The organism is Brevibacterium picturae (assembly GCF_900105045.1).
In the GTDB taxonomy this organism is placed as follows: domain Bacteria; phylum Actinomycetota; class Actinomycetes; order Actinomycetales; family Brevibacteriaceae; genus Brevibacterium; species Brevibacterium picturae.
The window spans coordinates 779,055-793,720 of the sequence record NZ_LT629739.1 but is presented as its reverse complement, the minus strand read 5'-3'; the positions used below and the strand labels follow the sequence as shown (position 1 = coordinate 793,720).

Below are 14,666 nucleotides of genomic sequence, written 5' to 3'. Positions count from 1 at the left end.
ACGCACACAGCGGGGAGGAAATCATGACAGCTTTCGTTCCGGGCATGCTGCCCGAAGAATACGAGGACCTGCGAGCCGGCGTCGCGAAATTCGCCGACGAAGAGGTCGCACCCGTGTCGGCCGAACTCGATGCCAAGCACGAATTCCCCTACGGGCTCGTTGCGAAGATGGGCGAGATGGGCCTGTTCGGCCTGCCCTTCGATGAAGAGTACGGCGGCATGGGCGGGGACTACTTCGCCCTGACCCTGGCCATCGAGGAGATCGCCCGCGTCAACCAATCGCTGGCCATCACTCTCGAGGCCGGTGTGTCCCTGGGTGCGATGCCGATCTACCGCTTCGGCACCGAGGAGCAGAAGCGCGAATGGCTGCCCAAGCTCACCGACGGCTCCGGGCTGGGCGCCTTCGGCCTGACCGAACCCGAGGCAGGCTCCGACGCAGGCGGAACGAAGACCAAGGCAGCGCTGGAGAACGGCACCTGGACGGTCAACGGCAGCAAGTGCTTCATCACGAACTCGGGCACCGACATCACCCGCCTGGTCACGGCCACCGCCGTGACCGGAACCCGCACCTCCGGCTCCGGCGCCGAGGTCCCCGAGATCTCGACCATCATGATTCCCACCGGAACCCCCGGCTTCACCGCCGAGCCTGCCTATGACAAGGTCGGCTGGAACTCATCGGATACGCATCCGCTGACCTTCGACAACGTGCAGGTGCCCGAAGCCAACCTGCTCGGCGAGCGGGGGCGCGGCTACGCGAACTTCCTGCGCATCCTCGACGAGGGCCGTATCGCTGTGGGTGCGCTGTCCGTCGGTGCCGCCCAAGGCTGTGTCGACGAATCCGTGAAGTACGCCAAGGAGCGTCAGGCCTTCGGCAAGCCGATCTCCGACTTCCAGGGGATCTCCTTCAAGATCGCCCGGATGGAGGCCCGCGTCGTCGCAGCCCGTTCCGCGTACTACCTCGCGGCATCGCGCATGATGGCAGGGCTTCCCTTCAAGAAGGAAGCAGCGATTGCGAAGATGGTCGCCGGTGAGGCCGCAATGGACAACGCCCGCGACGCCACACAGATCCACGGCGGCTACGGCTTCATGAACGAATACCTCGTCGCCCGCCACTACCGCGACTCGAAGATCCTCGAAGTCGGCGAAGGCACCACCGAGGTCCAGCTCATGCTCATCGCCCGCGAACTCGGTATCTGAGCTCAGCCGCAATCACACCGCCCGCCGAGGCGGCTCGATACTTCCGTACGGAAGTGCAGGGCCACCTCGGCGGGCGGTGCTGTCATCTGTCTGGGGCGGGCTCCATTAGTGTGGAGCAGAGGATAAGCCGAGTACAGGAGGGTGTACGTGGATCTCAGCGTCGTGGCGTCCGTCCTGGGCGTGGGATGGATCGTCGTCGAATATGCGGTGAAGATCATCGCCGTCGGCGTCGTCCCGGAGGACCGCAGACCCTCGTCGTCCTCGGCCTAGCTGCTGCTGATCCTGTTCGTCCCCATCGTCGGGATCCCGCTGTTCCTCATGCTCGGCAGCCCCTACATCAACCGACGCCGGGCGCGCATCCAGGCACAGGCCGATGAGCTCATGCACGAAGGCGCCGACGACCTTCCCGATGTGCCCCCATCGCTGCAGACCTCGCCCGGCTTGGCGTCGATCGCGACGCTGGGGCGCAGGCTCACGGCCCTGCCGATGGTCACCGGCGACAGCCACGGCGTCATCTCCGACTACGGGGCCAGCATCGAGCGGATGGCCGGGCTCGTCGGTGAGGCCCGCGAATACGTGCATGTCGAGATCTACATCATGGCCTGGGATTCGACGACTGACGTCTTCTTCCGGGCACTCGAGCGCGCCGCGGCACGTGGGGTGAAGGTCAAGGTCCTCTTCGACCACATCGGTTCTCGCAAGTATCCGGGATTCCACCGCCTCGGCCGACGTCTGACCAAGGCCGGCATCGACTGGCATCTCATGCTTCCCTTCCTCCCCTGGCGGAACAAACTGCGCCGCATCGATCTGCGCAATCATCGCAAACTGCTCGTCATCGATGGGAAGAGGGCGATGATGGGTTCGCAGAACATGATCGACTCCTCATACCTGAAGAAGTCGAATGTGAAGATCGGTCGGTCCTGGCACGACATCATGGTCGAGCTCTCCGGACCCATCGTCGCCGCGGTCGAAGCCGTGTTCGCCACCGACTGGTACACCGAAAGCGGGGAGGCCCTGGGGATCAGGTCCTATGATCGCGACGCCTATGAACCCGATGTGGGCGGACAGACGAGTGCCATGCAGCTCGTCCCCTCGGGCCCGGGCTTCACCACCGAACCGAACCTCAAGGTCTTCACCTCGATGATGTATCTGGCGCAGACTCGTCTGGCGATCGTCAGCCCGTACTTCGTGCCCGACGAATCGCTGTTGGCCGCGGTTGTCACCGCTGCCGAGCGTGGGGTCGGCGTCGAGCTCTATGTCAGCGAACAGGCTGACCAGTTCATGGTCGACTTCGCCCAGTCCTCGTACTATCGGTCGCTGCTCGAGGCTGGCGTGCGCATCTTCCTCTACCCGAAGCCGCAGGTGCTGCACACGAAGTGCCTCATCGTCGACGACGAGTACGCGGTCATGGGGTCGTCGAATCTGGACATGCGCTCATTCGGTCTCAACTACGAGATCAGCCTGCTGACGACCGGGGGAGACCTGGTCGACGACATCGCCGAGGTGGTCGCTGACTACCAGGCTGAGAGTCGTGAACTGGTCCTCGAGGATTGGGAGAAGCGGCCCTACATCCGCCGGTACCTGGAGTCCGTGATGCGGCTGACCTCGTCGCTGCAGTGAGTCTGTGGCGGCCGCGTTGACCCGCACCATGAGCAAGAGTGATGATGCTCCCAGCTCCCAGCTCCCAGCTCCCAGCTCCCAGCTCCCAGCTCCCAGCTCCCAGCCCGCCCGGCGATACGCGCGCTACGCGTCGAAAACCATATGTGCACATAAGTTATTCGACACTCAGCCAGTTACTCGCCGGAGGCCTCATGTCACGAGCCTGTGTTTCGACGCTGGGGCCGTTTCTCGTTCGGCGGGTGGCTGGTGGGCGGTCAGTCGTGGCGGAGGGTGTAGGGATGCAGCGAGTGTGTGCTGAGGTGGTGTCCTATGGGGTGTGTCTCCCGCGGCAGGACGCTTCAGGCGGAGCCGGTGACGTCCGGACCCAGCGTCTCTCGCTGATCGAGAGAGACCTCGAGGAGGTCGTGCACGCCGTTGACGATCTCGTTGGGGCGGAAGGGGAAACGGCGCACATCCTCGGCGGAAGAGATCCCCGAGAGGACGAGCACTGTGTGCATGCCCGCTTCCATCCCCGCGATGATGTCGGTGTCCATGCGGTCGCCGATCATCGCGGTGCTCATCGAGTGAGCGCCGATCCTGTTCAGCGCCGATCGGAACATCATCGGATTCGGCTTGCCCACCACATAGGGTTCACGGTTCGTGGCCTTGGTGATCAGCGCAGCGATGGCGCCGGTCGCCGGCAGGATGCCCTCGGGGCTGGGGCCGGTGGCATCGGGATTGGTGACGATGAAGCGGGAACCGCCCTGGATGAGGCGGATCGCCTTCGTGATGGCTTCGAAGGAGTAGGAATGGGTCTCCCCGACCACGACGAAGTCCGGGTCGGTCTCAGTCATGACGAATCCGGCCTCGTGGATGGCCGTGGTCAGCCCCGCCTCGCCGACGACATAGGCGGTGCCGTGGTCAACCTGATTGGACAGGAAATCGGCGGTGGCCATGGCAGACGTCCAGATGTGGGTCTCGGGGACCTCGAGGCCGTTCGACCGGAGTCGAGCCGAGAGGTCACGAGCCGTGTAGATGGAGTTGTTCGTCAGGACGAGGAACGGGATGTCTGCTTGGCGCCACTGCGCGAGGAGCTCGGCCGCGCCCGGCAGGGGATTGTTCTCCTTGACCAGGACGCCGTCCATGTCGGTCAACCAGCATTCGATCGAATCGCGATCCATGTCTCTCCTGAAGATAGTCGTTGCACCGATGCCCCCAGCCTAACGGGTCGACGCGTCCGATCCGGTTTCGCAGAAGACCCTTGACACCTGCGCCTCACGCAGTATTGTAGTAATTACTTAATTAAGGACTTGCTGAAATGAATCTGGATTCGCTGTTCGGCGCTCTGGCCGATCCGACTCGGCGGGCGATGATCGATCGCCTGCGGGAAGGTGACCTCAGCGCCGGCGCGCTGGCCGAACCGCTGACCATCAGCAGATCGGCCGTCTCGCAGCATCTCAAGGTGCTCGAAGACGCTGGATTGATCACCAGAGCCAAGAGTGCGCAGAGGCGAATCGTGCATCTCAACACAGAGCAGCTGACCGCCGCGAACGAATGGCTGATGGCAGCACACGAGGAATGGCAGCAGCGCTTCGACAGCCTCGACCAAGTATTGGCCGAGACACGGCCGGTGGAGGGGCCCACCGAGCCCTGAGGGAATGAACCGCTCAAGCAGGAGAACCATCATGAACCCGAACACTATGTCCGCGAACAGCACACCATCGACGACGGATGCGACACCGTCGACCGACGAGCCCGGATTCACCATCGTCCGTGACTTCCCCGCATCACGCGAACGCGTGTGGGACGCCTGGACCAACCCCGACGTCCTGGCCCGCTGGTACCACCCGGAAGGACTGCACACCCCACGTGATTCAGTGCGCGTCGACCTGCGAGAAGGCGGTATCTACGCCTACACGATGATCGTCGACGACACCGGCGAGGAGTTCGCCACCGGTGGGCGATATCGGCACGTCGAGTCACCTCGGCGGCTCGACTTCACCTGGGGAAATCAGGGAGACGAGGACTCATCACCCCTCGTGAGCCTCGAACTCGAAGAACTCGATGCGAGCACGACGCGGATGACGTTCACGCTCACCGGGCTCCCGAGCGATTCGGGTGCCGTCGACAGCGTCTTCGACGGTTGGACCTCCGCCTTCAACGTCTTCGAGGCCGAGATCGCAGGTTGAGCTCACCGACGCAGAAACCCGGGTCCCGAGTTGGGACCCGGGGTGCCTGCCGTTCGAGCCGAAACGATAAGCTCACATCACAACAAGTGGTCAATGACACGTCAGGAGTGACGCATGAGTGAGCAGAAGGTCATCGAACAACGAGGTCTGTGGCTGGACGAGATGGAAGTCGGTGCGATTTACAAGCACGCGCCCGGCCGGACCATCACCGAGGCGGACAACACCTGGTTCACCGCCGTGACCATGAACACGCAGGCCCTGCATCTTGACGCAGCCTTCGCAGCGACCGAGCCCTTCGGACAGCGCCTCGTCAACTCGATGTTCACTCTCTCCACCCTCATCGGGCTCTCCGTGACACAGCTGACTCAGGGCACGATCGTCGGCAACCTCGGCTTCTCCGAGGTTGCGTTCCCCGCCCCGGTCTTCCACGGCGACACCCTGTACGCCGAGACGACGATCCTGGACAAGCGCAACTCGAAGTCCCGCCCCGGTCAGGGCATCGTGACCCTCGAGCACCGCGGCTACAACCAGGACGGAACACTCGTGGCCAAGGCCGTGCGTCAGACCATGATGTTCGACTCCAGCCACGCAGACACAGCGAACGAGACAGGAAAGTGAGCACCACCATGGCATTGGACTTCAAACCCGCCTGGCTCTTCGTCCCCGGCGACCGCCCCGACCGCTACACGAAGGCCGCCGAACGCTCCGACATCGTCATCCTCGACCTCGAGGACGCGGTCAACGACGCCGACAAGGACACCGCCCGCGAAGCGATCATCGACTTCCCGCTCGACCCGAGCCGCACGGTGGTCCGCATCAACGCCCGGGATTCGGAGCACCTCGGCGAGGACCTGAAGATGCTCGCCAAGACCGAGTACACGGCCGTCATGCTGCCCAAATCAGAGCACGCCTCCGACCTCACGGTCTTCGGCGACTACCAGGTCATCGCACTGATCGAGACGGCCCTGGGAGCCGTCAACGTCGCCGAGATCGCCGCCGCCCCCAACGCCTACGCCCTCATGTGGGGATCCGAGGATCTCATCGCCGACCTCGGCGGAGGATCGTCCCGCACCGCCGACGGCGGGTACCGCGACGTGGCCAAACATGTGCGCAACTCGACCCTGCTGGCCGCACGGGCACACGGAAAGTTCGCCCTCGACTCGATCTGGGCGAACATCCCCGACCTCGACGGCCTGGCAGAGGAAGCCGAGGACGCCGTCCAGTCCGGCTTCAGCGGAAAGGTCTCCATTCACCCCAATCACGTCCCCGTCGTCCGCGATGCCTTCCGCCCCAGCGAGGAGCAGCTGACCTGGGCGAAAGCCGTGCTCGACCTCGCACAGACCGAGAAGGGCGCCTTCGCCTACGAGGGCAAGATGATCGACGCACCCCTGCTCAAACATGCCGAACTCATCGTCGCCCGGGACGTCTGAGGGAATCGAAATCATGAACGACGCCGACGAACTCATCGCCGCCCAGATCCGCTCCGTCCTCGCTGTCGCGGCCGACAACGGGGGAGTGGCCCCGATCGTCGAGGCCGGTGACCCGGTTCTGCGGCAAGTCACACGCCCCTTCGGCGGCCAGGTCGACGATGCCGAGCTGGCCCAACTCGCCGAGGTGATGCGAGCGACCATGCTCGCCGCCCCCGGGGTGGGGCTGGCCGGACCGCAGGTGGGCGTCGGCCTGTCGATGTTCGTCGCCGAAGACCCCGGAAGCCACGACCCCGAGACCGCCGAGGTGCGGCAACGAGCCCCGATGCCGCTGCGAGTCGTCCTCAACGCGCAATACACCCCTGCCGCCTCCGACGATGTCGCGTTCTTCGAAGGCTGCCTGTCGATCCCCGGCTACCAGGCCGTCGTGGCCCGCCCCCGCGAGATCGAACTGAAAGGTCAGAATCTCGACGGCACGTCCATCGCCGAGGTGGTCTCCGGGTGGTCGGCCCGCATCGTCGCGCACGAGACCGATCACCTCGAAGGAATCATGTTCCTGGACAAGGCCGAGATGCGCTCACTGTCGACCAACACCTCGGTCGCGACATTCTGGAACCAGCCCTCAACGCAGAAGGCCGCCGCGGAACTCGGGTTCACGCTGCCCAGCGGCATGCTGATGTGATCACAGTCGGCCAGCGGATTTCAGTGAGTGGCCTCGGGAATAACTCGCACTCATGATGGTTGTACGGAATATGAGTGAACTTCGTACCCTGACCCTGGGCGCTGGCTGCTTCTGGTGCCTCGATGCCGTCTACCAGCGGACCACGGGAGTCACCTCAGTGATCTCCGGGTACACCGGGGGCCACACCCCGCACCCGCACTACCGCGAAGTCTGTTCCGGTGCCTCCGGCCACGCCGAGGCACTGCAGGTCACCTTCGATCCGGAGATCGTGCCTGAAAGCGTCATCCTGGGGCTCTTCTTCACCGGACACGACCCCACGAGCCTCAATGCCCAGGGCTACGACGTGGGCACCCAGTACCGGTCCGCAATGTTCTACGCCGACGACGATGAGAAGGCACGCTTCGAAGCCGCCATCGCCGAGGCTCAGGAGATCTTCGAGGCCCCGATCGTCACTACGCTCGAGCCTCTGGGCGTCTTCCACACCGCCGAGTCCGTTCACCAGGACTTCTACACCGAGAACCGCAACAACGGGTACTGCCGTGTCATTATTGATCCGAAGCTGTCCCAGGCACGGGAGGCGTTTGCGGATTGGGTGAGTTGAATGTCGAAGCACAAGGACTCGTCTGAGAATCGCGGCTCGAAGAAGGTCGGCGGCTCGAAGAAGTCCGATCGTTCGTCGAAGAAGTCGGACAAGAAGAAGCATCGGAAGGACGACGGTGCCTGTGAAGTGACGAGGAGTCGAGTGCGCGCCCACTTCCTCGACGGCGAGACCGGGCCCTGGGCGAGGACTCTCGCCGGACAATCACCGGATTCCGGCGAACAGACTGCGTCGACGAGCGAAGCAGCTGCCAGTGAAGCGGAATCGGGCGAAGGCGGCGCGCAGTCGAGTACGGCGCGTCCCGCGAACCGTCGGGGCCCGGACTACTCGGTGCCGAGTTCCATCGACACCGTGGCCGATCCCGTCCTGCACGCGATCTCCACCCGCCGGTCGATCTCCAAGCTCGATCCGGAGACGCCGAGCGACTCCGATCTGCGCGAACTCATCCGCACCGTTTCCTCTGTGGCCGATCATAAGGGGCTCAAGCCCTGGCGGTTCGTCATCATCCGTGGTGACGACCGGAACCGCCTCGGCGAAGCCCTCGATGAAGCCGATGATGTGCACCGGAAGCCCGGCGAGATCAACGAGAAGCCGCTGCGTGCAGAGCTCCTCCTGGCACTCGTCGCCTCCCCGCAGAACAACCCCAAGGTTCCCGCATGGGAGCAGCACGCCACCGCGGCCGGAGCGGGCCACCTGCTCGAACTCGCACTGTGGCAAGCAGGCTGGGGGGTCATGTGGCGCAGCGGAAACCTGGCCAATGCACCGGCTGTGCGCAGGCTCCACCGACTGAAGGACGACGAGCTGCTCATGGGCTGGCTCTACATCGGCGCTGTCCCCGAACGCTATCGACAGCGGCTTGCCGGCAGCACCAGACCGCTGCCGGACCCCGACCAGTTCCTCGATACCCTGTGAACGACAACGACGATGTGAGCAAAGACGACGTGACGAACAACGAGGCGGGTCAGACCGAGTCGAAAGCTGCCTCACGCAGACTGCCGAAGGAGATCTACGTCCTCGTCGCGGCGGCCTTCATCGTCGCCCTGGGGTACGGCATCATCGCCCCGGTGCTTCCGCAGTTCGCCGCGAGCTTCAACTTCGGAGTCACCGCCGCCACGATCGTCGTCTCCTCCTTCGCCTTCTTCCGATTCGTGTTCTCGCCGAGCTCGGGACGCCTCGTCGATGCCTTCGGCGAACGCCGCATCTACATCTCCGGCCTCCTCATCGTCGCCTCGTCCACGGCGGCCGTCGCCTTCGCGCAGAGCTACTGGCAGCTGCTGATCTTCCGCGGTCTGGGCGGAATCGGCTCCACGATGTTCACCGTCTCCGCGATGGCACTGATCATCCGACTGGCTCCGATCGATGCCCGAGCCAAGGCCTCGAGCACCTATGCCACGGCCTTCCTCGTCGGCAACATCGCCGGCCCCGTCCTGGGCGGAGCGATGGCCGGATGGGGTATGCGCATCCCGTTCATCATCTACGCCGTCGGCCTCCTCATCGCCGCCATCGTCGTGCGTATCTTCCTCGCCTCCACCGCTTCAGAGGGGTCCTCGACCAAACTCGGCCGGGCTCGCCTGGAAGCGACGAAGGACGAAACGCAGATGCCGGTGATGACGTTCAAGCAGGCGTGGGCCGACTCCGCCTACCGCGCCGCCCTGATCTCCGCGTTCGTCCAAGGCTGGTCGGCCATGGGCATCCGCGTGGCCATCTACCCGCTCTTCGCCATCCAAGCGCTTCGAGCCGATACCGCGGTCGCCGGACTGGCGCTGACGATGTTCGCGATCGGCAATGCCTCTGCGGTCACAGTCGTCGGCCGCTACGCCGATACCTACGGCCGCAAGCCCTTCATCCAATGGGGTCTGTTCGTCCTCGGCGTGACGACCTCGGCACTGGCATTCACCGACTCGATCTGGCTGTTCTTCGTCCTCTCCGTCATCGCCGGTGTCGGCTCAGGGCTGGCCAACCCCGCCCAGCAGGCCACGGTGGCCGATGTCATCGGGCGCGAACGCAAGGGCGGTCGCGTCCTCGCCAGATACCAGATGGCACTCGATGCCGGAGCGATCCTCGGCCCCGTCATCGCCGGGATCGTCGTCGACCACTTCGACTATTCCTGGGCCTTCATGCTCACCGGAATCCTCGGCGTTCTGGCCGCCGCTTACTGGTTCACCGGCCGAGAGACCAGACCCCGCGCAGTGCGCACAGCGAAGCAGAATGATCGGATCGAGGACGACCTCGGCTGAACCTGTCCGCGCTCAGAGCCTGCTCATGTGATTCGGACTCGGTGAATCACTAGTATTGATCACCGAAGCACCCTCTCCTGCAGACGATCCCTGCGGATGCACAACCGAAATGAAAGTCACCACGTGAGTTTTCTGACCCGTCTGAGCCTGAAGAACCGCGCACTCATTGCGCTCATCTCCGTCGTCGCAATCATCTTCGGCATCATCGGAGCCGGAGCTCTCAAACAAGAACTGTTCCCGTCTCTCGAGAACCCGCAGGCCACGATCACCGCATCATACCAAGGAGCGACACCGGAGGCCGTCGAACAGGAAGTCACCGACCCCCTCGAGGGTGCACTGACAGCCGTTCCGGAAGTTGAGGACATGACCTCGACCTCCTCGGCGGGTAGCTCCTCGATCACCGTGAGCACCGAATACGGTGAGGACTCCGACGATGTCGTCAAGGCGCTTCAGCGTGCGGTCTCGCAGGTCCAAGCCTCTCTGCCGGACGGGGTCGAGCCCAATGTGATGACGGCCGGAACCGATGACATCCCCGTTCTCGCGCTGTCGGTGACCTCGGACGCGGACGAGGACAAGCTCGCCGCCAACCTCAACGACATCGCCGAACCCGAGCTGAAGAAGATCGACGGCGTCTCCCAGGTCATGATCGCCGGAGCGAAGACCAAACAGGTCGAGGTCACCATCCGCCGTGACGACCTCGAGGACGAGGGAGCGAACCTCGACGAGATTGCCGGGATCCTCCAAGCCAACGGAATCCCCACCTCGGCGGGCGAGCTGAAGTCCGATGACGGAACGGCACCGGTCGAGGTCGGCACCCGCATCCGCTCCGTCGATGCCATCAAGGACCTGGTCATCAGCGGCCAGGACGGCCCGATCACAGTCTCCGACGTCGCCGACGTGACGATCGCGAACGAAGAAGTCGAATCGATCTCGCGCACCAACGGACAGCCCTCTCTGTCGGTATCGATCATGAAGGAATCCGACGCCAACACCGTTGACGTCTCCGATGCCGTGGCCGAAAAGCTGCCGGAACTGGAGCAGTCGATGGGTGAGAACACGGAGTTCGTCTCCGCATTCGACCAGGCGCCGTTCATCGAGCAATCGATCCACGATCTGCTCGTCGAGGGCGGGCTGGGACTGTTCTTCGCTGTCCTCGTCATCCTCGTGTTCCTGCTTTCGGTGCGCGCAACGATCATCACGGCGATCTCGATTCCGCTCTCGCTGCTGATCGCCTTGGTCGGTCTGTGGGTGGGCGGAGAGACCCTGAACATGCTGACCTTGGGCGCTCTGACGATCTCCGTCGGACGCGTGGTCGACGATTCGATCGTCGTCATCGAGGCGATCCGACGACGGCACGCCGCCGGTGGTGACAAGTTCGCGAACATCCTCGCCGCCGTCTCCGAAGTCTCCGGGGCCATCACGGCCTCGACGCTGACGACCGTAGCCGTGTTCCTACCGTTGGCCTTCGTCTCCGGTCAGGCGGGGGAGATGTTCCGCCCCTTCGCTCTGACTGCCACCATCGCCCTGCTCTCGAGCCTGTTCGTGGCGCTGACGATCGTCCCCGTCCTCGCCTACTGGTTCCTGCGGCAACGGGAAGCGACGGTCAAGCTCAGCCGAGCGGAGAAGAAGGAGATCCGCCGCAACCGCAAGGGAATGCTCTCCGAATGGAGGAGCGAACACAAGGCCGCGAAGAAGGCATCGAAGAAGCAGAACATCCTCACCGTCGGCCGTCATGACGGGACTGCGGCAACCACGACGGCCCCTGCAGGCGCCGCCGGCCCAGGCGGTGCAGGGTCGGGCGCTGCGGGCACCGCTGCGTCCGGGGACACGATGACAGCGGCCACCACCTCGGCGAGGTCCGGATACGGTGCGACCGAAGAGGAGGCCGGCGAGGTCGACGAACTCGCGGGCATGCACTCACCGGTGACACGACTGCAGAAGACCTACATGCCGGTCATCTCGTTCTCCACCAAGCACCCTGTCGCGATGATCCTGGTCGCGATCCTCCTCCTCGCAGGCACGGGCGCGATGATTCCGCAGCTGAAGACCGAACTCTTCGGAGACACCGGACAGGACAGCCTGCAGATCTCGCAGACATTCGCCCCCGGCACCGACCTCGATGAGGCCTCGAAACAGGCCGAACCGGTCGAAGAAGTCCTCCAGGACAACAGCGACATCGAGTCCTACCAGCTCTCGATCGGCGGAAACACATTCGGATTCACCAACGATTCCTCGCTCACCGGCACCTACACCGTCAGCTCCAAGTCGGGAGTCTCCGCCCAGTCCATCTCCTCACAGCTGCAGAAGGACCTGGACGATCTTGAGGATGTGGGCCAGGTCGAGGTGCAGTCCCAGAGCTCGATGCCCGGAGCCCAGACCATCGACGTCACCCTCTCCGCTTCTGACCCGACGGAACTCAACGACGCGACGGAGACTGTCACGGACAAGCTCGAAGGAGTCTCCGGCACCCAATCGGTCACCAGCGACCTCGAGGCCGTCCAGCCTGTCATCGAAGTCAAGGTCGATCATGAGAAGGCCGCCGAGGAGAACCTCACGGAAGCTACCATCGGCCAGTATGTGCAGCGGGCCATGCACGGCCAGAACATCGGCGAAGTCGTCATCGACGACGTGTCGCACTCGGTGCTCCTCTTCGACCGCAACGCCGACACGGTCGAAGAGCTCCGCGAGCTCAAGATCCCCGGCAAGCCGGAGGAGACGACGCCCGCAGGTGGGGCCGCCGGAGCTGCGGGAGGCGCTGGTGCCGCAGGAGGCGGCGCTGGAGCTGGAGCAGCAGGAGGCGGCGATTCCGGTGGTGGCGGTGCCGGTGGTGGCGGTGCCGGTGGTGACGCCGGCGCGGCCGGCGACCCGGGTGCCATGGCAGGCGCTCCAGCTCCGACGTCCGAACCCCGGTTCATCTCACTCGATGACGTCGCCGAGGTGACAGAGGTCAAGACCGCACCCACGATCCGTCACACGGACTCGCAGCGCTCGACCACGGTGTCGGTGACACCGGCCGGAGACGACCTGGGAGCGGTGTCCGCCGATGTCCAATCAGCGCTGGATGAGGTCGACATCCCCGACTCGGTCAGCGTCGACACCGGTGGTGCCACGCAGGAGCAGAACGAAGCGTTTTCCCAGCTGGGCCTGGCGATGCTGGCCGCGATCCTCATCGTCTTCGTCATCATGGTCGCCACGTTCAAATCTCTGCTGCAGCCGATGATCCTGCTGGTCTCGATCCCCTTCGCGGCCACCGGATCCATCGCGCTGTCGCTGCTGACCGACACACCGCTGGGGCTGACTTCGATGATCGGTCTGCTCATGCTCATCGGCATCGTCGTCACCAACGCGATCGTGCTCATCGACCTGATCAACCACTTCAGAGCCCGAGGCGTCGAACTGCGGGCGGCGATCGTCCACGGTGCCAGACTGCGTTATCGTCCGATCCTCATGACCGCGGCGGCGACGATCTTCGCCCTCATTCCGATGGCCCTGGGCCTGACCGGCGGGGGAGTGTTCATCTCGAAGCCGCTGGCGATCGTCGTCATCGGCGGCCTCGTCAGCTCGACCCTGCTCACACTCATCCTCGTGCCCGTCCTCTACCTCCTGCTCGAAGGCGCGAAGGAACGACGTGGCGAGAAGAAGTACGTGAAGAACATGGCCCGCGGCCAGGTCCTCGACGTCGCCGAGGCGAGAGCCGCCGAAGGCTCGGACGCGAGGGATCGCGCGCGCTCAGGCACGCAGAAGAACACCACCGCCGAGGTGGGGTCAGTGGCCACAGCCGAACGTGCCGATTCGACACCGTCGGACGCCCCAGTTTCGGACGCCTCGGCTTCGGACAGCTCGGCGCCGGACAGTGCGACTGAGCGCCGCGACGACCTCGGTGACCGTGACACCGACGGTCGCACCGACACGGGCGAGGAACCGAAGCACTGACGCCTCGCCCATTACAGTGGGATCCATGACGACCGAGCTCGAACCACAGGAGAAGAAGCGGCTGTGGTTCGAGCTCGGTCTCGTAGCGGCACTCTCACTGGGCCAATCCGCGATCTATGCGATCGTGCGCCTGGCCGACATCACCAGCCGCGGCCCGATCAGCGAAGCACAGGCGAAGCTCAACACCTCGATGTCGCCTCGGCCCGGGTTCGACCTCGTCTACCAGATCCTCGATATCGGGTTCACCCTTGTGCCCGTGCTCCTGGCCCTCTATCTGCTCACCCGCGATGCCCACGCCCCGCCACTGGGCACACGGCTGGGCGTGAGAGGTCAGAGCGGGAAGGACCTCGGCCGCGGAACGCTCATCTTCGCCATCATCGGCATCGGCACATTGGCGGTCTACGCGGGCGGCAGGGCGCTGGGGATCACTGCCGAGATCCAGCCGGCCAACCTCGGCGATCATTGGTGGACGATTCCCGTGCTGATCCTGGCAGCGGCGAAGAACGGCATCGTCGAAGAAGTTATCATCTTCGGCTTCGGGGCCGAACGCCTCCAGCGGCTGGGGTACGGGATGTGGCCGATCATCATCAGCCTGGCAATCTTCCGCGCCAGCTACCACCTGTACCAGGGGATCGGACCATTCGTCGGCAACGTCGCCATGGGCATCATCTTCGGGTGGTACTTCATGCGCCGAGGCAGGCTGATGCCGCTGGTGTGGGCACACTTCATCATCGATGCCGTCGGGTTCCTAGCACCGGGGATCCTCACCCTCGTCGACATCGGCTGAACTGGTTCATGCGCAGTT

General features: G+C 64.3%; 14 protein-coding genes. 13 read left to right on the top strand and 1 reads right to left on the bottom strand.

Annotated elements, in window-relative coordinates; translation table 11 throughout:
• Positions 1 to 23 precede the first annotated feature (23 nt).
• From BLT92_RS03750 to BLT92_RS03745, 3 genes are all read left to right on the top strand, one after another.
• Positions 24 to 1,196 (top strand): acyl-CoA dehydrogenase family protein, encoded by a 1,173-nt coding sequence (locus tag BLT92_RS03750; RefSeq protein ID WP_092103296.1) that lies wholly within the window; start codon positions 24 to 26, stop codon positions 1,194 to 1,196.
• Between the two features lie 147 nt (positions 1,197 to 1,343).
• Complete coding sequence (locus BLT92_RS21025; protein ID WP_269457381.1) at positions 1,344 to 1,466, top strand: hypothetical protein; 123 nt, start codon at positions 1,344 to 1,346, stop codon at positions 1,464 to 1,466.
• Between the two features lie 48 nt (positions 1,467 to 1,514).
• Positions 1,515 to 2,816 (top strand): phospholipase D-like domain-containing protein, encoded by a 1,302-nt coding sequence (locus tag BLT92_RS03745; protein WP_231939004.1) that lies wholly within the window; start codon positions 1,515 to 1,517, stop codon positions 2,814 to 2,816.
• Between the two features lie 338 nt (positions 2,817 to 3,154).
• On the opposite strand, the gene BLT92_RS03740 is transcribed toward BLT92_RS03745, so the two are convergent.
• Complete coding sequence (locus tag BLT92_RS03740; protein ID WP_092103294.1) at positions 3,155 to 3,976, bottom strand: HAD-IIA family hydrolase; 822 nt, start codon at positions 3,974 to 3,976, stop codon at positions 3,155 to 3,157.
• A gap of 137 nt (positions 3,977 to 4,113) precedes the next feature.
• On the opposite strand from BLT92_RS03740, the gene BLT92_RS03735 reads away from it, so the two are divergent.
• The 10 genes from BLT92_RS03735 to BLT92_RS03690 all read left to right on the top strand — a co-directional run bounded on the left by BLT92_RS03735 (position 4,114) and on the right by BLT92_RS03690 (position 14,648).
• The gene (locus BLT92_RS03735; RefSeq protein WP_092103292.1) at positions 4,114 to 4,449 is read left to right on the top strand and encodes an ArsR/SmtB family transcription factor; all 336 of its coding nucleotides are present in this window, start codon (positions 4,114 to 4,116) and stop codon (positions 4,447 to 4,449) included.
• Between the two features lie 31 nt (positions 4,450 to 4,480).
• Positions 4,481 to 4,984: an SRPBCC family protein gene (locus tag BLT92_RS03730; RefSeq protein ID WP_231939003.1), complete on the top strand. Its 504-nt coding sequence runs from the start codon at positions 4,481 to 4,483 to the stop codon at positions 4,982 to 4,984.
• A 114-nt stretch (positions 4,985 to 5,098) separates the two neighbouring features.
• Entirely contained in the window at positions 5,099 to 5,602 is a 504-nt protein-coding gene (locus tag BLT92_RS03725) for a MaoC family dehydratase (RefSeq protein WP_092103290.1), read from the top strand.
• Positions 5,603 to 5,610: 8 nt separating this feature from the next.
• A complete protein-coding gene (locus BLT92_RS03720) occupies positions 5,611 to 6,414 on the top strand; it encodes an HpcH/HpaI aldolase/citrate lyase family protein (protein WP_092108749.1) in 804 nt (267 codons plus the stop codon).
• Between the two features lie 13 nt (positions 6,415 to 6,427).
• Positions 6,428 to 7,093, top strand: a complete 666-nt coding sequence (locus tag BLT92_RS03715; RefSeq protein WP_092108747.1) for a peptide deformylase — start codon at positions 6,428 to 6,430, stop codon at positions 7,091 to 7,093.
• Positions 7,094 to 7,163: 70 nt separating this feature from the next.
• Positions 7,164 to 7,694, top strand: coding sequence for a peptide-methionine (S)-S-oxide reductase MsrA (gene msrA, locus BLT92_RS03710; protein ID WP_092103288.1), 531 nt, complete (start codon positions 7,164 to 7,166; stop codon positions 7,692 to 7,694).
• On the top strand, positions 7,695 to 8,603 hold the full coding sequence (locus BLT92_RS20750) for a nitroreductase family protein (RefSeq protein ID WP_231939002.1): 909 nt from the start codon (positions 7,695 to 7,697) through the stop codon (positions 8,601 to 8,603). It abuts the gene before it with no gap.
• Between the two features lie 14 nt (positions 8,604 to 8,617).
• Positions 8,618 to 9,928, top strand: a complete 1,311-nt coding sequence (locus tag BLT92_RS03700) for an MFS transporter (protein ID WP_407922874.1) — start codon at positions 8,618 to 8,620, stop codon at positions 9,926 to 9,928.
• 123 nt (positions 9,929 to 10,051) lie between these two features.
• Positions 10,052 to 13,861 (top strand): efflux RND transporter permease subunit, encoded by a 3,810-nt coding sequence (locus BLT92_RS03695; RefSeq protein ID WP_231939001.1) that lies wholly within the window; start codon positions 10,052 to 10,054, stop codon positions 13,859 to 13,861.
• Positions 13,862 to 13,886: 25 nt separating this feature from the next.
• Positions 13,887 to 14,648: a CPBP family intramembrane glutamic endopeptidase gene (locus BLT92_RS03690; protein WP_092108739.1), complete on the top strand. Its 762-nt coding sequence runs from the start codon at positions 13,887 to 13,889 to the stop codon at positions 14,646 to 14,648.
• Positions 14,649 to 14,666 lie beyond the last annotated feature (18 nt).

Coding starts and splice junctions, on each gene's coding strand:
- BLT92_RS03720 (WP_092108749.1), top strand. CDS start 5,611: ATGGCATTGGACTTCAAACCCGCCTGGCTCTTCGTCCCCGGCGACCGC.
- BLT92_RS03735 (WP_092103292.1), top strand. CDS start 4,114: ATGAATCTGGATTCGCTGTTCGGCGCTCTGGCCGATCCGACTCGGCGG.
- msrA (WP_092103288.1), top strand. CDS start 7,164: ATGAGTGAACTTCGTACCCTGACCCTGGGCGCTGGCTGCTTCTGGTGC.
- BLT92_RS20750 (WP_231939002.1), top strand. CDS start 7,695: ATGTCGAAGCACAAGGACTCGTCTGAGAATCGCGGCTCGAAGAAGGTC.
- BLT92_RS03730 (WP_231939003.1), top strand. CDS start 4,481: ATGAACCCGAACACTATGTCCGCGAACAGCACACCATCGACGACGGAT.
- BLT92_RS03690 (WP_092108739.1), top strand. CDS start 13,887: ATGACGACCGAGCTCGAACCACAGGAGAAGAAGCGGCTGTGGTTCGAG.
- BLT92_RS03745 (WP_231939004.1), top strand. CDS start 1,515: ATGCTCGGCAGCCCCTACATCAACCGACGCCGGGCGCGCATCCAGGCA.
- BLT92_RS03740 (WP_092103294.1), bottom strand. CDS start 3,976: ATGGATCGCGATTCGATCGAATGCTGGTTGACCGACATGGACGGCGTC.
- BLT92_RS03750 (WP_092103296.1), top strand. CDS start 24: ATGACAGCTTTCGTTCCGGGCATGCTGCCCGAAGAATACGAGGACCTG.
- BLT92_RS03725 (WP_092103290.1), top strand. CDS start 5,099: ATGAGTGAGCAGAAGGTCATCGAACAACGAGGTCTGTGGCTGGACGAG.
- BLT92_RS03715 (WP_092108747.1), top strand. CDS start 6,428: ATGAACGACGCCGACGAACTCATCGCCGCCCAGATCCGCTCCGTCCTC.